The following is a 14,993-nucleotide window of genomic DNA, read 5'->3' as shown; positions in this document are numbered from 1 at the left end:
TGTATTCCTGTTTAGACTAAGTAGGAGGATAAGGCGTTCTCTTCATCGTCAGACTCGGTATCGAGATCCCAGATATCAGTCTCGTCATTACTGCCGCGCATAGGTGCGTCTTCTGAAGGGCGCCACGTGTTAAGGAGGGAAAGCATTGAAATGGTATCTATGAAGTCATCGTGCTTCGACTTAAAGCCACCCTTAGAGGCAAGCGATAGTTCGTCCACTGCTTCAAGAAGTTCTTTGCTCTTCTTGCGTTCAATAGGAAAGTACATCTTCCCCATTTTGAACATCGGTAAGATAGTGTTAAAGCGCACCATCTTTTGTGTGTTAGGCCTGATGCCTGGATTGCCGTTGTTGTTCTCTGAAGCCAACTGGAAATAGATACTACGAATAAGCATCTGTTCCTGCACCCACTGAACAAATCCGCCCTGCTGTCCACTGACCTCAATACCCACTTCTTGTGGTCGGTATATCTGAGCCAATCTGAACAAGTCGTTAATGTTTGCGTCCATGAGCTGCCGCTCAACAACACCATCTACCCAGAACCAGTCACCATTACTATTCAACGCCCATACGCTAATTACTGAGTAATCGGCACTGGTACGTTCTGACGTTGCAAAGTCAGTCGTAATGTAGAAGTTAAACTTTTCTCTGTTCGTAAGAACAGACTGCAACTTGTACCATCGTATGTCTGAATCACGTACCAGACGGTCTTCATCTGACATGATACGAAGCATAAGTTCTTGGTTGAACGTATCGACCTTACCTATCTTAAGCGCTATGTCGTACTGCTCTTTAACGTAGTCATAGGTAAAGCGGTCAGGCCATGAGCCACGGAACTCTTCACGTGTACAAGGGAACTTCTCACATACAGGGAATACGTTAACTTCCCATGCACCCGACTCAACAGCTTTGTACAGAGGGTCTTTCGCGTTGAACGGCGTACCAGACCAGATAATCATGTTCTGTGCTGGCGCAAGTGCGTAGGTAACGGCCTTGTATATGGTGGCCTCTACGTTCTCTATGATCGTAGGTGACTTCGCATCTTCATCCGAGAATAAGTCATCGAGTACCGCAAGCTGTGGTCGCTTACCCATCTCTTTAGCACCACGAACACCCGTCTTAGCACCATAGCCCTTGATGATGAACTTCTTACCATCAGCGTTCACGAACTCCCAACGAATATCTGTGAAGCGTACCGTAGGTACGACTTCACGAAGGAAGTCTGAGTTTTCCCAACGGAACTCAAGGTTCTTACGCATGTTCTTAACACCGTTATCGATGCTATCTGAAACATACAACGCCAGGTCAACATAACCGAACCCGGGCAACTCACCATAAGTAGCGATATACAAGAACAGGTATTCACCCATTACTGTAGTCTTCGCTATACCGCGGTGACACAGGTTAACTATTCGCGTACCACCATGAGAGATAGTGTCTAGCATGTAATAGTGAACCAATGGGGTTAAGTTCTCTTCCCCATCAGCACCATTCACCATCTTGATAAAGTTAACAAACTCTAGGGCGAAGGCCGAAGGCACGTAGCCCGCAGGGGCTGAGTAATCAACAGTGTTTAAATAGTCCTCTACAGTCATTACTGACTGGATAGATTCAGCTACAGCATTACTCATCGTCCACCTCTTCATACGAGGCTTCGATAAGCTTACTGTGCGCCACTTGTTGTGCATGGCCAGCACCAGACTCAATGAAGGTACGCTGTTGTGCAGCAAGTTCTGCAGATTGTCTCTTCAACTGGCTTATAACGCTGTCTTCTTTAACACCTATCTCTAACTCAACTTTCTGAGTCTCAGGCATCTTAAGCTGAGTAAGAATACTATTCGCAGCATCACTGCGAACCTTCTCACTCTGAGCAGTCATCATTAACTCTGCTTGAACATTAAGGGCTTGTTGATAAAGGTCTTGGTTTAGTACGTAGGAAGGAATTAAGGTTTGTTCGAGAATAAGATTAACCAGTTTGGACTTGTTGTATGCAGTCACATAACTGGCAACGTCTTTAGGGTGAATACCTTGCTGATTAAACCTATCTATCTTATCGGGGAATGTGAGGGAGTAAGCTTTGATATTAGTGCAACCCATCAACTTATAGCTGACATAGCGAACCGCATCTAAATAACTACTTATCTTAAACTTACCGTTCTTAAGAACATGAGTGTAACTCATTAAGTTCTCACGGTAATTCTCGTACATCTCAGGATCTGAAATAGTGGCATTGATACCGTCAATCAGTTCCTGATTAATACTCTTCTTAAACTGCGCAGGTAACGCAGATTTTATTTCATCTACTGTAAGTTCTGACATTGGAGAGGTACTTCAAGGAAGGAATTGTGAGGTGTAACTGGGCTGTACTGATGACAGGCCCGAAGGAATGCCTACTTTAACACTGAATACATGATCAGCAAAGTCTCGAGTGATTGGTCAAATAATATACCGAAACTTTTATAGATTTTTAATAATTAGGTACGAGTGTATTACTACCGTATTTTCGTTTAAAAACGAAACCTACCCCCCCTACCAAAGCACACTAGAGCTATCGCTCATTAATGGCAATCAGGCCACAACTATCGAGGATATCATCATGCTTAACGTAATCTCACAATTCTTCAACGTAATCTCATTGTTCTTCAAGTCTGCAGAGGACGTAGCTATCTCATGCAACAAGGCAACATCAGTCATGCGTATCAACGTAGAGAACTGGGAAGAAACTGAACAGCTTAAGCTACAAAAGAAGCTAGCTAAGGCGAAGAAACAAACTAAGAAGAAGGACAAGGCAGCGTAAGCTGTCTCACCTTTTTTTAAGAGCACACAACACAACACAAGCAAAGACAGTTCTTATTAACCTTCTTATCAACATCATCAGATAGTTCTACTAATACGCTCTGTATCACATCGTAAGAGTACATTAGCTGAATGAGTGTGATTGTATGGCTTCACCTTATACATGCGTAGAGAATGTGTCTGAGTGCCTGTAAACACTAATTAGCTATCAACCTATACCTTACCATCTATTCATCTCTAACCGATACATACCTATATGCTAACGCATAGTAATGGCAATGTTGTCTTAGTCATCTGATTATGAGGAAATATCTATGTTAATTGAAACTGTTGCTTACATTGAACTAGTTGACCACAAATACGCTCACGTATTGACATTAGTTGAAGGCAATCATCGTTACTCAGATGAACAGAATAGAGTTGGTCAATTGAGTGTATTAATTGACGATGAGTGGGTTGTACCTGCTAAGTGGAACTTCGTTAAAGACGATACTGATAACGGTGTATATCCTGTTGAGCAGTTCACTTTACATGATAACGAAATGCACGAAGAAATAGACTTCGACTAAACAATTTACCGTCATGCCGCTAACGCGGTGTGATGGTAATTACATTCTAACTATGAGGATTGAACGAATGTCATTAATTAAGAAGCATGTACCAATTGGTGTATTAAACAAGTTTGGTACCACATTCCATTGTGCTGATCGAATGTCTCACCATGAGGCAGAGTTTAAACAGTGGCTGGAAGAGTTTGGTGCTGTAATTCATCACGATAGCGGTGATGTAGATGAAGAAGCAGTAGTTGATATGTTCTATGACTACATGGCCAACGTTGATTGGAGAAGTAATCATGCAAACTGAACAAGATATTAAACGTCAATTGCTTCTATACGCATCGCAACTGGCAGATTCAGTGTTGGCCAGTCCTGTTACCAGCGGTGGTCAAAAAGACCTCGCTGAACATATCAACAAGAAGCTTAATCAACTTCGTGAGTTGAAGACTAAGTAGAGCACCTTCGGGTGCTTTATTTTTTAGTGCTAACGCACAGTGATGGACATTATAACTGACAAAGGAATATCGAAGTATGAAACTAGTTATCAACCTGTCCTTACTTGCAGCACATTGTGACGTTGAGGTTATCACTACCGACTCGGGTGAAATGTTACGTGTGTACTCTAACGGTAGTAGCACTAAGCTATTCGTTAAAGGCATTACTAAGGATGGTGTATCAACAATATGTAAGTATAGTGACCGTGCTTTCCAAGCACTACGTCACCTTGTAGGTAGAGGTGTCGATTCTCAAATCGTCCCTAATAGGAATATTATTTACTACTAAATACTTATCTATTTAATAATAAAAAGGGATATAGGGTGTAACCCTATATCCCGTTATTTCTTTATATATATATATTAACTATCTTTACTTAACACAACACAACACAAACACAAACACAACACTGGGCTGCGACAAGCGCAGCGTAATGGTCTTCGACTCAGACTGTCAAATTTACTTATCACTATTCCACTAATTCAGGTTGATTCTTTGTGCTAACGCACTGTAATGGAAGTTGTCCCCTAAATGGGTATTAAACAAAATGGACATTAAAGCGATTGCGCTTCCAACCTTTTAATTCTTAATTGTGCTAACGCACCGTTATGAGACAGACAGTTTTGTCTATTTTAATTAGTCAACTATGAGGATTTTGACAATGGCTAAATTAGTAAACCGCAACGCTCTACGTTCTAACCCTGCAATCGCTAACAACCGTTCACGCGGTCAACAACAGCGTTCAGACGGTTTTGCGAACCTTGAGGCACATTTGCCTAATGGTGTTGTTATTCCACTTTCACGTGTAGGTATCTCACTTAACCGCACTGAAAACCCTTCAACGCAAATGCAAGCACTGCATAACTACATGCTTGATAACCCTGAAGACTCAACAGAGTTAGTTATCAAAGTTAAGAACGTTCACGTTCAAGAACAACTTGATGATAATGCGCTTGATATCGGTGCGATGCTTGGCAAAGCCCAAGAAGAAGAATCAACTGAAACAGATGAAACTACATCTAAGTTGAAGTCTTTAATGGCAGCTACTGCTTAATTAAATATCTCCTGAAGAGGACACCTTGTGTGTCCTTTTTTTATGCCTAAAGGAAAGTGAAATGCCTACTGATTACGTTACGCATAACCCTTCTCAGCCCAGTAAATTAAAGAACTGGCATCTAACAGTGATCTTCGCATCACTTTCTGTTGCAACCCTGCTTGTAGGTGTTGCTTTTCATCAATAAGCCTATCGGCTATTCGTGGTGTGCATGGTGTACACCGCTCTTCGACTTCCACTATGAGGATTATGGAAATGTTTACAGATATGTTTGAAATCGAATTAGACCAACACATCGAGCAACTTGAAGCTGAACTTGAATTTGAACAAGAGTTTAAACGTGATGTGTACGCTGATATGCACCATCTCGAATGTGAGTTGACCTTACCAGAGTTGAACTTTAACTAAGTAGAGGGCTTCGGCCCTTTTACTTTTCTTAATTGATTTTTAGATGATAGCTGCACTCCGTGCAGTGTGTCCCTTACGGGACGTAGATGAAAAGAGCGAGCAGACAGATGAACCAAATGAATCTAGTTGATTACCAGCGTTACGTAGAAACCAAGCACAGCAAGAAGCAGATTAACAAAGTCATATTGAATGACCTTACTGCTGAACAGTCAATGATAGACCTAATAGCGTCTACCGCTGACGCTCTGACGCAATGGCTACATGGTGATTACTACCACTCAAAAGAGGCAAGATTAGCCCAACTCCATGAGAGAGATATGGAGATAGTGGTAACTGAAATCTTATGTCAGACAGCAGTATTAACAGACCCTGTTGAGTTCACCTCAATCGTAGGTCAGTGTGCTGGCGTGCTTAAGATGTCAGACAAATATGAGGGTATTGTGACTACAGCCGAGATCATGGCTGTTATGTCAGAACATGACTACTTCGATATCGACAAAATCGATAGTGATGAAGGTGCTGTTCTATACCTAATTAACAACATTGAACTTAGTGAACAAGTGATGAAGCACATTCACGAAACTAAGTATCTCCCACCAATGGTGGTGCGGCCTGACGTTGTTACGCGTAACTTCGATAACGACTTACTTACCGAGAAATCATCCATGATTTTAGGTAAAGGCACTCACCATGACGAAGACATTTGCTTGGACTCAATCAACCTATTCAATTCAGTACCCTTGTGCCTGAACGAAAGAATACTCACTAGATTGAGCGAGAAGCCAAAGAACCCTGATATGGATGCTGACACCAAGCGTCAGTGGTTAACGTTCGTTACAGACTCATACAGAACGTATCGTGACCTAATCCAAGTAGGTAATGAGTTCTATGAGAGACATAAAGTAGATAAACGTGGGCGTACTTATGCTCAGGGTTATCACGTGTCCACTCAGGGCAACCAATTCCGTAAAGCAATCGTTGAGTTCGCAGAGAAAGAGGTAATCGAGGGATGAACTGCACCTACTGCAACAAACCCATAAAGCTTGTTCCAAGTGCTACTGAACGGGCTAAGAAATACGGTGGTAAACCAAGTGACTATACGAAACTGTTTACCGAACATAACGCCTGTCTAGTTAAGGCATGGTACGCACCAATCGGAGGTAATAATGAGTAAGTATAGTGAAATAGATAACCGTGCAAGAAATATTGAAAACACCTTGCGCATGGTTAGGAGCAACCCTAATCGTTGGTTGATTGATGCGTCTTATCAGGTGTCCGACAAGGACATGGAGTACTACACCAAGCTACAAGCTGAGTGTGACCGCTACCTCAATGCTGTTATTGAAATACTTGAAGAGCAAAGTAAAGCAGACCAAGCAAAGCTTGATGCTATTGAGGAACTTCTAAGTGAGTAAACATGATCACATGAAACCAAAGCAATGCGCTAACCGAGACTGTTCCAACGTTATCTACGTTGAGGACTTCCTACTACATCTACCACTTCAATGTGAGAAGTGCATTGAACGAAGTAATAACCGAAACAATGAGTAAACAACTCACCCTCAAACCACACGCTCGCCTATTCCGTCAAGACCGTAAGTACTACCAACAAGTCCAATATAACAACACCTTCTGTAAGGACGTTGATGGTCAGTGGTACTTCTGTTCTAGGGATGGTGAGCCACAGGAGGCAGTGAACTTCACTGTTATCGAAGAGAAACCCAGATTCATTAAGGTCATTGAAGAAAAGCCCTAACGGGCAGTAATGAATAATAAACCACGCAGCCTACGCTAACGCACGGCTGCTGCATCCAACTATATGAGGATTTAGTTATGGAAAAATTCACTGGTAAACAGTACATCAAAATCGCCATCGCAAACGCATTTGGCCTAGACAAACTTCTCTTCGAACAACGTATTAAATGGGTTGAAGCGAAGACTATGGAAGAACTTCATGCCTTAGTTGAAGACGCTGATGAACCTGCTATCTACCTTGGTGCGTTATTAGCACTTGAAGATGCTGAAGCAGGCAGACCATCAGGCTTTATGGTTGGCCTAGACGCTTGTTCGTCTGGTGTTCAAATCATGGGTGCATTGATGAATTGCGAGATTACCTGTAAGTCTACAGGCCTTATCGATACTGGTCGTCGAGCAGATATCTATACTGATGTGACTGGTGTAATGAACAACTCACCGCACATCAATGTGAAGGTTGTACGTAAGGCTGTTAAGTCAGCACTTATGACTCACTTCTATGGCTCTACTATGCAGCCTAAAGAGGTATTCGGTGAAGATACACCTGAACTAGCAGCGTTCTATGAATCACTGAAAGATGTAGCACTTGGCGCCACAATCGCCATGGAACATCTGTTAGGTGCTTGGCAACCATACGCAGAGGAACATTCATGGTCATTACCTGATGGTTTCGTTGCTGTATGTCCTGTTATGGAGAAGCAAGATAAGCGTATTGAAGTAGATGAGTTAGATCACGCTACCTTCACGCATCGCTTCGAAGTTAAAGCAGGTCAAGAGTCAGGCCTATCTATCGCAGCTAACGTCATTCACAGCATTGACGGCATGTTGGTGCGTGAGATGAACAGACGTTGTAACTACAACCCGCAAGAACTTAAGCGTGTTAAATACATGATTGAGAACTATTGGGCGAAGAACGGGAAGACTAACCCTAGCAACGAGTTCGTATCACTTCGCATGGCTACGCTACTTCACGACCATGAGATTACTATGGTTGACTATGAAGAGAACCTAGTTGAGCTACACCGCTTGATATGCAAGACATTGGCTCATAAACCATTCCCAGTGAAGTGTGTACATGACGAGTTTAAGTGTCACGCTAACTACGTGAACTTCATGCGCGAGCACTATGTTGAGATGTTTAAGCAACTGGCTCACTCTGACCTATTAGCAGATATCTTGTCTGAAATACATGGCTCAAACTACCACATACCTAAGCTAGGTAACGTGGTATCTCAAATCAATAGTGCTGAATACGCATTGTCATAACGAAAGCCCTTCGGGGCTTTCTTTTTTCTTAGATGAATAGCGCTGCACTCCGTGCAGTGGTGTGAATTGTTAAACCGATATACTAAGTTTTCGAAAACGAGGTATTCCGACTATGTAACCACGATATGCTAAACCCAGAAGAAATCACCCCAATCGAGACTGTAGACAGTCTAAAAATCCATGTTGTTGCTCACGCTGATAGCTTAGAAGAAGCACGTGAACATGCTTACAAAAGCATTATGGAAAACCCCAGTAAACACACTATTTCAGAAGCCATTGACTATTACCACAACACCGTAATTGAGACAGTCAAATGCAAACTGTAGAGTTTACAGTAGGTGATACAGTCACCTACAAGCCATACCATTTATGGCGTAAGTTAATTGTAGTTGGAATTGAAACCAACGCAAAACACTTAGATGGTACACCTGACTCACGCATTCATTACCGTTTAGCCAGTAAAGAAGGACTACCTCCGGTAGTTCGTTCGACTGGCTTATGCCTGATGGAATCAAAGTACTATGAATCTAGTGCTTGGAAAGTCGTTATACCAGATCAAGATGAATTACCTGAACTGGAAAACATGACTCAGGTAGAAGCTGAAGCAATACAAGATAAATTCGCTGAAGCAGGAAAGATGGTGATACTCCATGAAATCCATACACCCGTTCATTAAGAACACTGTTCCATTTCTTTTACTGTTCTCAGCGTGGTCTTACACCGCAGAGGACGAACTAATGTACTACCCAGAGCACATGCCACACGAAAGCAACAATCCTCATAGTCCCGATTACTCACCTGAGTTCGGGCGTTGCCTAGCTTGTGATAGTGAACTCATACCAAAGGGCGATAGATTAGAACCTGAACTGGTTTGTATTAACCCTGATTGTCCTGACAACGAAGAAGAAGAGTGATGACAGACATAAAACAAGAAAACACCCACGGCGATATCATCGCTACCTTAGAAATGATGAGTGACGACAAATTCCTAGAAACCTTTTACGGTCAATTTGAGGCACCTCACATCAAAGTGGTAAAGCGTCATCCTGACGCTGCTATGCCTTCAATGGCCCATGAAGATGATGCTGGACTAGATCTGCAGACAATGGAATCAGTTGTCCTGCCTCCAGGTAAATCATGCGTACTGCCTTCTGGTATTGCAATGCAGTTGCCTAAAGGCTTTTACGGACGTATCTCTAATCGCTCTAAGATAGCGAGTAAGAAGAACGTTGCTGTAATGGCACGAATCATTGATAAGCCTTTCACAGGCGAAATCAAGATCAACCTAATTAACTTAGGCCAAGAGACAGTAGAGTTCTTTAAAGGCGATAAAGTCGCACAGATTGTTATTGAGCGCACATACAGCAGCCTACCGTTGGTTGAAGTAGAACAGCTTGAAGAAACATCGCGTGGCGCATCAGGCATCGATGATGCCGAGATGCGTATACGTTAGTAATTAGAGAACACACCATAAGGTCAATCCTCAACTGAATAACACGCTCGGAAGGCTGTTTGAAAGTGGCCTAAGTGGTGTATTCTCTTACCCATTAACGTTGTAAGCCTTACCCGACAAGTACACCAGCGGAATGATGTGTACGGGCTGCCAGAAGGAAAAGGGGAAATGTGGACGCGCCATGATCCGCGAATGGCTGGAAAACCACAGAAAAGGTTGCTGATACATGCAATGACAGCGAAGCTGGTACAACGTTATTAGAACTCGGTAATGATAAGCAATGGTGCTTACTCATCCGTGTAGGTGTTGCCTGATCAGCAACCGTTGCCACTACGAAAAGTGGTAGTCGTTCTTAGGTGCATGGTGCACTATCGGGTTCGATTCCCGACTTACACGCTTCATGTTCGGATAGCTTCCTTACAAGGTGTATGTAAATCTGGTGAACGGATAAGAGGTAGAACTACCGGTTCGAGTCCGGTCGCCTAAGAGCGCAACCCAATTCATAAATACTCAGTACAGTAATGTCTAGCTGCTCCGCTCCATGCTGTACTGGTTAGTGCCGGTGAGGTGACGAACTCACTTTAATAAATCGTTCCTGCGCGTATTCTTGCTACGCAAGGCACAACAGGCCAAACACCCCACGTTTTTTAACGCGGAACAACGGGTGTTTTGGAGATGTACTTACACCATTTCTATTTAACCAATAGTTATACTGTCTGTCACAAATAAACAGTAGGTACATCTACCAAAACATCCTTTCAATTTTATTCCCAATGTGAACCACACTGCATCCGCAACAGCTTATGATCATCCATGGCAGCGAGTAAGAAAAGTACGGTATGAGTGTTAAATGGTATGGTTCAAAGTTCAGTTCATTACTTGACTTCGAGGTTCGAATCCTTGCATTGGGGCCAATTTCAACAGTCACCTAGGCAGCGTGCTACGAGCAGGGTAATTGCGCAGGAGTGCCATAGGGTTCAATTCCCAAGGTGACTAACTTTTTCAGAGGTCAGTATGTCCCAAATTATTAAAAACATTCCCCAGGCTTATCGCGATGTACTGATAGAGCATCTGAACGCATTGTTGGATCAGAAGTATGCAACCAGTATCTGTATTACAGTTCAATACGCAATTAGACAGGTGCGTGAAAACTTTACTGACCCAAGCGCAATTCCAGCACTAAGGTCACATTTACCTTACCTTCTTTCTGATCATGAGTTCGTTGAAGAAGAAAGCTACCCGTACTGGCTCAAAGGCCATGATTTACTTGCCCTTCAAAAAGATGGGGAAGATCGTAGCAACGAACGCGCTTTCGACAAATTTATGATTGAAGTCACTTCAGACGGTTCAGCTCTTGAGTACGATGAAGATGATATCTCTGAAGACCTACTCAAAGACATTGAGACTTTCAGTGACCGTAGAAAATCAGTCATCCGCCATTTAATCCGACTACTTGAAGAGATCCCTTATGAAGAAGCAGCTTAAGCTAATCACCCTTTTATCAGTAATGGTTCTAGCGGCTTGTCAGCCTAAGAGCCAAAGCTACAACCACAACTCAGTCATGCAAATGACAGATATGTCCGATCGTGTCGAAGAAGTCTGCATAAACGGTTTTGTTTACTACAGCCCCATTCAAGGACATGGCCTAGCACCCAAGATAGTTCGTGCTGGTTTTAATACCAGAGGCTCCGTTGACTACGAAGAATGTGGTTACAGCTATGACTTTAACTAGAGCGCAGCAGCGCGTTTATGACCTAGTAATCATAGGCAGAACCTGCCGTGAAATGTCAGAAGAACTTCACATTACCGAAGCAGCAGTCAAAGCCATGACATCAAAGCTAAGACAGCTATTCGAAGTTAGATCTACCTGTCAGCTTGTTGCCTTGCACTACATGGGTAAAGAGGCGTTCTGGGAAGCCAGAAGCCCTTGGAAGGTTGGCGATAAGGTTAAGATAGTAGGTAGCAATAAAATGCCTGAGAGTTGGCCTACGGACGTAGAGCGCGAGGTAGCTATACCCTACCCATCCGGTATTAAGTGTACTCGCGGTACACTTTATCTAAACGAAGAAATTCAAAGAATACAGTAGAGGTAATGTATGAAAGTACTTTTAACCTTATTTTTTGTAAACCAAGTGGCAGTAGACGGCACTCAAATAAATGAGTGCGTCTACAACGCTGGTAAGTACCGATTCTCACACTTTATACCCTTAAGTGAGCATTGCCCGAAAGAGATCTACTTGTAGTGGTAATCTTCAAAGTTAAAACAATACTAGGTGAACGTATTTTAAAAGGCGTTACCTCTTGGGAACAAGTACCCCAAGCACTGTTCGAAGATGGTCTAGTGAATGTAGGTGAAGTTCATGTTTACAAGCTTGAATACGAACTTATCTCCACCACACCCCACATAGTAGATACCACCTACAAAGCGAGTCATTAAAAGTGTCAATCCACTCAATTGAAGACAAGAGCCGTAAAGAACTTGTCGAAATAGTTCAAATTCAAATCGAAGAACATCAGAAGTTAATCAAACACAACAACGCTATGAAACTTGCACTTTTTAAAGTGTTAGACCGTTGGTGGCCTTTCGTGCATGGCTCCACCATGCCCTCAGAGACAGCTAAGAATATAGCTGATGAAGTTCGTAACGCGATAGAAGGAAAGTTTAAGTGACACAAGTAAAGCAACTATTACCGATCATTGAGCAAATGAAAGGTAGTCAATTAAAGAACTACATCATAGCCGGCTTAGACAGTACCCTACTTAATAATGGTAAGGTGCGTTTGTTTGAGTGCAATCGTAATCATCTTGATTCTATTACACCCCACTCACACCGTTACGACCTAACGTGTATTGTTTTATGTGGTGAAGTAGAGAACACGCTGTTCACCGAATCCAACAAACCAGAAAATGCAGATCAGTTTGTGGTGTCTAAGCTTACCTATACCGGCTCTGTTGGCTCGTTTAGAAAAGAATCTGACCCTGCACCTAAGTACTTTAAATCTCAGTCCCATACGTACCGCGAAGGTTCAATATATTGCATGACTGCAGATGATATTCACTCTATAAGATTCAAGCGAGATACAAAGGTTCTTGTGTTTGAAGGTGAAATTCAAACTGATACTAGTTTATGCCTAGAACCTCGTGTAAACGGGGAGCATATCGTAACCCTAGAGAAAAAGCCTTATATGTATAAGGTGAATGTGTGATCAGGCGAACTAGTAACTACAGGGTTTATGGTTTAAAAGACTACACACCTGAAGAAATAGAAGCCCTGAAGAAGAAGCATCCACTTGGTCACCATGAAACACATCGCGAAGACGGCTCTCCGTTGCCGCATAATGGTGTGTTTTACTCCATCAGACCTAAGAGATTCAAATGACTCAAAAATCTAAAGTCCCAGGCTTCCCTACTACGGTAGGTGGCCCAAAAATAACCCTACAACCACATGAAGTATTCCGCTTAAATCGTGTGTTTGTGGGTATTTCGTTAGCACTTTATTACTAAGGAAAACCATGCCAATAGTAGCACCAACACGATCACAAGAAATTGAAACCATGATGAAAGAGATGGGTTGCAATGAAAACTTCATTTCGTCCAAAAGCATCATTGATCGTATTGAAGACGTAGACTTCGAAACTGTCGTACTTTCAGGTCAGCAGATGATGTTCTGCGGCATTCGCATGAAAGGCGGATTTGTTGTAACAGGTAAGCCAGCAGTATGTATGGACCCTGCTAACTGGCGTGATGAAATAGGTCAAAAGATCTCATTCGAGAACGCCTTCCAAGAAATCTATAAGTTAGAAGCTTATAGAACCATGTGTAGAGAATACCAACTTAAAAACTAAACAACAAGCCAGCTTAACCGCTGGCTTTTTTATTTGGAGCATGAAATGAGCAGCATTAAAGGTCTTAAGACCACCAAATTATCAGAGTTAGTAGGCAGAACCATTACATTACGTGAATTACGTGATGACGTTGTGACCCTGCTAACAGCCTTTGACACTACATCTGGTGAAGCATTTATCATCAGCGGTGAAATCAAAGAAGACGCAGACCAAGAGGTCATTGAAGAGCGTAAGCGCAATTACAAAGAAGGTATTTTGCGTCACACCTTACAGCGTTCAACCCGTCCTGACGAGCGTACTGAGAGTACTGTTGCACGGTATGACAGAACTGAGTTGATGATCTTAGAGCACCCATACCGCTTGTCTATTGGTGTGGAGCTTAAGAACAAAAGAGTACGTACAAAGGATATAGCGAAACAACTAGGCATATCCCACACCTCAGTAAGTCTGATGTTACTTGTGGCACGTGAACGTGGCTACATAACGATTAACGAAGACAAGACGTACTCCTTCACAGAAATGTTCTTAGAACTTTACCCTAAAGCAAAAGAGGCATAGATATGTTGAACGTTAAGAAGCCTATTGTTATAGGTATTGCTGGTCAGAAAGGTGCAGGTAAAAACTACGCTGCAACCATCATCCGTAACTATGCAGAAGACTCAGGTTACACAGTAACAGAACTCGCCTACGCTGACCCAATCAAAGAAATGCTTAAGGTAGGCCTTGGCCTTACTGATGAGCACTTTGCAACACAGGAAGCCAAAGAGACAACGATACCTCAGTTTGGGGTGTCACCACGTTATCTAATGCAAACTCTTGGTACCAACTGGGGTCGGGACTTAGTAAACAATAATCTTTGGCTTATTGTCACTGGTGCACAAATTGACCTTTCAGACACTGACATAGTACTGGTTACTGATGTGCGCTTTGACAATGAAGCCAATCACATTCGAAGCCAGAAGCAAGGACATATCGCCCAAGTCATACCAACTATACGTTACGCGTATGAAGGTGACGATCAACATGAGTCTGAAAAAGGTATTCAAACCATAGGGAACGATTACATTGTACCTAATCCGAAGAACCCTAACTTCAACCGCAACATCATAAACGTCTTTAACCAGATACTTGCGATCAACGCTCTACCTGACGAAATGTACGAGGTAACAGTAAATGACCGAGTATCTATGTAAAGCCACAATTGACGGTAAGAACTTTGAGTTCGAAACCATGGGAGCCGTAACGGTTCCCCAAGCCTACCAACAGTTCGAAGAATATCTACATGAGCAAGAACACCGTGTTCTGGCTATCGCCAGCCACACTGAGTTTGAGCGATTCGAAATGTAATTAATGGGTACTCCGTACCC

The 14,993-nt window shown here is 42.6% G+C and carries 29 protein-coding genes; 27 read left to right on the top strand and 2 right to left on the bottom strand.

Translation table 11 applies throughout. The features are described from left to right. Nucleotides 1-11: 11 nt before the first annotated feature. Both ACX5KA_RS18770 and ACX5KA_RS18765 read right to left on the bottom strand, forming a co-directional pair. Entirely contained in the window at nucleotides 12-1,628 is a 1,617-nt protein-coding gene (locus ACX5KA_RS18770; protein WP_458731902.1) for a hypothetical protein, read from the bottom strand. Next, nucleotides 1,621-2,316, bottom strand: coding sequence for a hypothetical protein (locus tag ACX5KA_RS18765; RefSeq protein WP_458731901.1), 696 nt, complete (start codon nucleotides 2,314-2,316; stop codon nucleotides 1,621-1,623). Before ACX5KA_RS18765 ends, ACX5KA_RS18770 begins: the two co-directional genes overlap by 8 nt. 277 nt (nucleotides 2,317-2,593) lie before the next feature. On the opposite strand from ACX5KA_RS18765, the gene ACX5KA_RS18760 reads away from it, so the two are divergent. The 27 genes from ACX5KA_RS18760 (at nucleotide 2,594) to ACX5KA_RS18630 (ending at nucleotide 14,973) form a co-directional block, all read left to right on the top strand. Next, a complete protein-coding gene (locus ACX5KA_RS18760) occupies nucleotides 2,594-2,794 on the top strand; it encodes a hypothetical protein (RefSeq protein ID WP_458731900.1) in 201 nt (66 codons plus the stop codon). 313 nt (nucleotides 2,795-3,107) lie between these two features. Continuing rightward, entirely contained in the window at nucleotides 3,108-3,362 is a 255-nt protein-coding gene (locus ACX5KA_RS18755) for a hypothetical protein (RefSeq protein ID WP_458731899.1), read from the top strand. Between the two features lie 67 nt (nucleotides 3,363-3,429). Then, nucleotides 3,430-3,657, top strand: coding sequence for a hypothetical protein (locus ACX5KA_RS18750; protein ID WP_458731898.1), 228 nt, complete (start codon nucleotides 3,430-3,432; stop codon nucleotides 3,655-3,657). Next, the gene (locus ACX5KA_RS18745) at nucleotides 3,647-3,805 is read left to right on the top strand and encodes a hypothetical protein (protein WP_458731897.1); all 159 of its coding nucleotides are present in this window, start codon (nucleotides 3,647-3,649) and stop codon (nucleotides 3,803-3,805) included. Before ACX5KA_RS18750 ends, ACX5KA_RS18745 begins: the two co-directional genes overlap by 11 nt. A 76-nt stretch (nucleotides 3,806-3,881) precedes the next feature. Beyond that, nucleotides 3,882-4,133, top strand: coding sequence for a hypothetical protein (locus ACX5KA_RS18740; RefSeq protein WP_458731896.1), 252 nt, complete (start codon nucleotides 3,882-3,884; stop codon nucleotides 4,131-4,133). 373 nt (nucleotides 4,134-4,506) lie between these two features. Then, the gene (locus ACX5KA_RS18735) at nucleotides 4,507-4,899 is read left to right on the top strand and encodes a hypothetical protein (protein WP_458731895.1); all 393 of its coding nucleotides are present in this window, start codon (nucleotides 4,507-4,509) and stop codon (nucleotides 4,897-4,899) included. Between the two features lie 61 nt (nucleotides 4,900-4,960). Then, nucleotides 4,961-5,086: a hypothetical protein gene (locus ACX5KA_RS18730; RefSeq protein ID WP_458731894.1), complete on the top strand. Its 126-nt coding sequence runs from the start codon at nucleotides 4,961-4,963 to the stop codon at nucleotides 5,084-5,086. Between the two features lie 62 nt (nucleotides 5,087-5,148). Next, nucleotides 5,149-5,307: a hypothetical protein gene (locus tag ACX5KA_RS18725; RefSeq protein ID WP_458731893.1), complete on the top strand. Its 159-nt coding sequence runs from the start codon at nucleotides 5,149-5,151 to the stop codon at nucleotides 5,305-5,307. A gap of 107 nt (nucleotides 5,308-5,414) precedes the next feature. Further along, nucleotides 5,415-6,320 carry a hypothetical protein gene (locus ACX5KA_RS18720; protein ID WP_458731892.1) on the top strand — a complete coding sequence of 302 codons (906 nt, stop codon included), beginning with the start codon at nucleotides 5,415-5,417 and terminating at the stop codon, nucleotides 6,318-6,320. Nucleotides 6,321-6,473: 153 nt separating this feature from the next. Next, nucleotides 6,474-6,722: a hypothetical protein gene (locus tag ACX5KA_RS18715; RefSeq protein WP_458731891.1), complete on the top strand. Its 249-nt coding sequence runs from the start codon at nucleotides 6,474-6,476 to the stop codon at nucleotides 6,720-6,722. A 128-nt stretch (nucleotides 6,723-6,850) separates the two neighbouring features. Then, nucleotides 6,851-7,063: a hypothetical protein gene (locus ACX5KA_RS18710; RefSeq protein ID WP_458731890.1), complete on the top strand. Its 213-nt coding sequence runs from the start codon at nucleotides 6,851-6,853 to the stop codon at nucleotides 7,061-7,063. Nucleotides 7,064-7,140: 77 nt separating this feature from the next. Further along, nucleotides 7,141-8,328, top strand: coding sequence for a DNA-directed RNA polymerase (locus tag ACX5KA_RS18705; RefSeq protein ID WP_458731889.1), 1,188 nt, complete (start codon nucleotides 7,141-7,143; stop codon nucleotides 8,326-8,328). Nucleotides 8,329-8,453: 125 nt separating this feature from the next. Further along, nucleotides 8,454-8,654 carry a hypothetical protein gene (locus ACX5KA_RS18700; protein ID WP_458731888.1) on the top strand — a complete coding sequence of 67 codons (201 nt, stop codon included), beginning with the start codon at nucleotides 8,454-8,456 and terminating at the stop codon, nucleotides 8,652-8,654. Beyond that, nucleotides 8,642-9,004 (top strand): hypothetical protein, encoded by a 363-nt coding sequence (locus ACX5KA_RS18695; protein WP_458731887.1) that lies wholly within the window; start codon nucleotides 8,642-8,644, stop codon nucleotides 9,002-9,004. The genes ACX5KA_RS18700 and ACX5KA_RS18695 overlap by 13 nt, the downstream gene beginning before the upstream one ends. Then, nucleotides 8,979-9,242, top strand: coding sequence for a hypothetical protein (locus tag ACX5KA_RS18690; RefSeq protein WP_458731886.1), 264 nt, complete (start codon nucleotides 8,979-8,981; stop codon nucleotides 9,240-9,242). Before ACX5KA_RS18695 ends, ACX5KA_RS18690 begins: the two co-directional genes overlap by 26 nt. Continuing rightward, nucleotides 9,242-9,781 carry a dUTP diphosphatase gene (gene dut / locus ACX5KA_RS18685; protein WP_458731885.1) on the top strand — a complete coding sequence of 180 codons (540 nt, stop codon included), beginning with the start codon at nucleotides 9,242-9,244 and terminating at the stop codon, nucleotides 9,779-9,781. Before ACX5KA_RS18690 ends, dut begins: the two co-directional genes overlap by 1 nt. Nucleotides 9,782-10,795: 1,014 nt before the next feature. Continuing rightward, nucleotides 10,796-11,266, top strand: coding sequence for a hypothetical protein (locus ACX5KA_RS18680; protein WP_458731884.1), 471 nt, complete (start codon nucleotides 10,796-10,798; stop codon nucleotides 11,264-11,266). Then, entirely contained in the window at nucleotides 11,250-11,513 is a 264-nt protein-coding gene (locus tag ACX5KA_RS18675; RefSeq protein WP_458731883.1) for a hypothetical protein, read from the top strand. Before ACX5KA_RS18680 ends, ACX5KA_RS18675 begins: the two co-directional genes overlap by 17 nt. Beyond that, complete coding sequence (locus tag ACX5KA_RS18670; protein WP_458731882.1) at nucleotides 11,500-11,868, top strand: helix-turn-helix transcriptional regulator; 369 nt, start codon at nucleotides 11,500-11,502, stop codon at nucleotides 11,866-11,868. Before ACX5KA_RS18675 ends, ACX5KA_RS18670 begins: the two co-directional genes overlap by 14 nt. Before the next feature lie 155 nt (nucleotides 11,869-12,023). Then, entirely contained in the window at nucleotides 12,024-12,218 is a 195-nt protein-coding gene (locus ACX5KA_RS18665) for a hypothetical protein (RefSeq protein ID WP_458731881.1), read from the top strand. A gap of 2 nt (nucleotides 12,219-12,220) precedes the next feature. After that, nucleotides 12,221-12,451, top strand: a complete 231-nt coding sequence (locus ACX5KA_RS18660; protein ID WP_458731880.1) for a hypothetical protein — start codon at nucleotides 12,221-12,223, stop codon at nucleotides 12,449-12,451. Then, the gene (locus ACX5KA_RS18655) at nucleotides 12,448-12,987 is read left to right on the top strand and encodes a hypothetical protein (protein ID WP_458731879.1); all 540 of its coding nucleotides are present in this window, start codon (nucleotides 12,448-12,450) and stop codon (nucleotides 12,985-12,987) included. The genes ACX5KA_RS18660 and ACX5KA_RS18655 overlap by 4 nt, the downstream gene beginning before the upstream one ends. 169 nt (nucleotides 12,988-13,156) lie before the next feature. Then, the gene (locus ACX5KA_RS18650) at nucleotides 13,157-13,285 is read left to right on the top strand and encodes a hypothetical protein (RefSeq protein WP_458731878.1); all 129 of its coding nucleotides are present in this window, start codon (nucleotides 13,157-13,159) and stop codon (nucleotides 13,283-13,285) included. 8 nt (nucleotides 13,286-13,293) lie between these two features. Continuing rightward, on the top strand, nucleotides 13,294-13,626 hold the full coding sequence (locus ACX5KA_RS18645; protein WP_458731877.1) for a Gp49 family protein: 333 nt from the start codon (nucleotides 13,294-13,296) through the stop codon (nucleotides 13,624-13,626). Nucleotides 13,627-13,671: 45 nt separating this feature from the next. Further along, nucleotides 13,672-14,184, top strand: a complete 513-nt coding sequence (locus tag ACX5KA_RS18640; protein WP_458731876.1) for a helix-turn-helix domain-containing protein — start codon at nucleotides 13,672-13,674, stop codon at nucleotides 14,182-14,184. Nucleotides 14,185-14,186: 2 nt separating this feature from the next. After that, complete coding sequence (locus ACX5KA_RS18635; RefSeq protein ID WP_458731875.1) at nucleotides 14,187-14,819, top strand: deoxynucleotide monophosphate kinase family protein; 633 nt, start codon at nucleotides 14,187-14,189, stop codon at nucleotides 14,817-14,819. Next, on the top strand, nucleotides 14,800-14,973 hold the full coding sequence (locus ACX5KA_RS18630) for a hypothetical protein (protein ID WP_458731874.1): 174 nt from the start codon (nucleotides 14,800-14,802) through the stop codon (nucleotides 14,971-14,973). Before ACX5KA_RS18635 ends, ACX5KA_RS18630 begins: the two co-directional genes overlap by 20 nt. The last annotated feature ends 20 nt before the right edge of the window (nucleotides 14,974-14,993 follow it).

It is taken from the genome of Alteromonas alvinellae, assembly GCF_902705805.1.
This window is presented reverse-complemented; position numbering and strand designations above follow the sequence as displayed.

What these genes read in the sequence shown, in the direction of transcription:
- ACX5KA_RS18670 (WP_458731882.1), top strand. Translation starts at nt 11,500, where the DNA reads ATGACTTTAACTAGAGCGCAGCAGCGCGTTTATGACCTAGTAATCATA.
- ACX5KA_RS18705 (WP_458731889.1), top strand. Translation starts at nt 7,141, where the DNA reads ATGGAAAAATTCACTGGTAAACAGTACATCAAAATCGCCATCGCAAAC.
- ACX5KA_RS18680 (WP_458731884.1), top strand. Translation starts at nt 10,796, where the DNA reads ATGTCCCAAATTATTAAAAACATTCCCCAGGCTTATCGCGATGTACTG.
- ACX5KA_RS18630 (WP_458731874.1), top strand. Translation starts at nt 14,800, where the DNA reads ATGACCGAGTATCTATGTAAAGCCACAATTGACGGTAAGAACTTTGAG.
- ACX5KA_RS18640 (WP_458731876.1), top strand. Translation starts at nt 13,672, where the DNA reads ATGAGCAGCATTAAAGGTCTTAAGACCACCAAATTATCAGAGTTAGTA.
- ACX5KA_RS18700 (WP_458731888.1), top strand. Translation starts at nt 8,454, where the DNA reads ATGCTAAACCCAGAAGAAATCACCCCAATCGAGACTGTAGACAGTCTA.
- ACX5KA_RS18750 (WP_458731898.1), top strand. Translation starts at nt 3,430, where the DNA reads ATGTCATTAATTAAGAAGCATGTACCAATTGGTGTATTAAACAAGTTT.
- ACX5KA_RS18675 (WP_458731883.1), top strand. Translation starts at nt 11,250, where the DNA reads ATGAAGAAGCAGCTTAAGCTAATCACCCTTTTATCAGTAATGGTTCTA.
- ACX5KA_RS18755 (WP_458731899.1), top strand. Translation starts at nt 3,108, where the DNA reads ATGTTAATTGAAACTGTTGCTTACATTGAACTAGTTGACCACAAATAC.
- ACX5KA_RS18645 (WP_458731877.1), top strand. Translation starts at nt 13,294, where the DNA reads ATGCCAATAGTAGCACCAACACGATCACAAGAAATTGAAACCATGATG.
- ACX5KA_RS18650 (WP_458731878.1), top strand. Translation starts at nt 13,157, where the DNA reads ATGACTCAAAAATCTAAAGTCCCAGGCTTCCCTACTACGGTAGGTGGC.
- ACX5KA_RS18730 (WP_458731894.1), top strand. Translation starts at nt 4,961, where the DNA reads ATGCCTACTGATTACGTTACGCATAACCCTTCTCAGCCCAGTAAATTA.
- ACX5KA_RS18635 (WP_458731875.1), top strand. Translation starts at nt 14,187, where the DNA reads ATGTTGAACGTTAAGAAGCCTATTGTTATAGGTATTGCTGGTCAGAAA.
- ACX5KA_RS18770 (WP_458731902.1), bottom strand. Translation starts at nt 1,628, where the DNA reads ATGAGTAATGCTGTAGCTGAATCTATCCAGTCAGTAATGACTGTAGAG.
- dut (WP_458731885.1), top strand. Translation starts at nt 9,242, where the DNA reads ATGACAGACATAAAACAAGAAAACACCCACGGCGATATCATCGCTACC.
- ACX5KA_RS18740 (WP_458731896.1), top strand. Translation starts at nt 3,882, where the DNA reads ATGAAACTAGTTATCAACCTGTCCTTACTTGCAGCACATTGTGACGTT.
- ACX5KA_RS18715 (WP_458731891.1), top strand. Translation starts at nt 6,474, where the DNA reads ATGAGTAAGTATAGTGAAATAGATAACCGTGCAAGAAATATTGAAAAC.
- ACX5KA_RS18725 (WP_458731893.1), top strand. Translation starts at nt 5,149, where the DNA reads ATGGAAATGTTTACAGATATGTTTGAAATCGAATTAGACCAACACATC.
- ACX5KA_RS18710 (WP_458731890.1), top strand. Translation starts at nt 6,851, where the DNA reads ATGAGTAAACAACTCACCCTCAAACCACACGCTCGCCTATTCCGTCAA.
- ACX5KA_RS18690 (WP_458731886.1), top strand. Translation starts at nt 8,979, where the DNA reads ATGAAATCCATACACCCGTTCATTAAGAACACTGTTCCATTTCTTTTA.
- ACX5KA_RS18745 (WP_458731897.1), top strand. Translation starts at nt 3,647, where the DNA reads ATGCAAACTGAACAAGATATTAAACGTCAATTGCTTCTATACGCATCG.
- ACX5KA_RS18765 (WP_458731901.1), bottom strand. Translation starts at nt 2,316, where the DNA reads ATGTCAGAACTTACAGTAGATGAAATAAAATCTGCGTTACCTGCGCAG.
- ACX5KA_RS18760 (WP_458731900.1), top strand. Translation starts at nt 2,594, where the DNA reads ATGCTTAACGTAATCTCACAATTCTTCAACGTAATCTCATTGTTCTTC.
- ACX5KA_RS18720 (WP_458731892.1), top strand. Translation starts at nt 5,415, where the DNA reads ATGAACCAAATGAATCTAGTTGATTACCAGCGTTACGTAGAAACCAAG.
- ACX5KA_RS18735 (WP_458731895.1), top strand. Translation starts at nt 4,507, where the DNA reads ATGGCTAAATTAGTAAACCGCAACGCTCTACGTTCTAACCCTGCAATC.
- ACX5KA_RS18695 (WP_458731887.1), top strand. Translation starts at nt 8,642, where the DNA reads ATGCAAACTGTAGAGTTTACAGTAGGTGATACAGTCACCTACAAGCCA.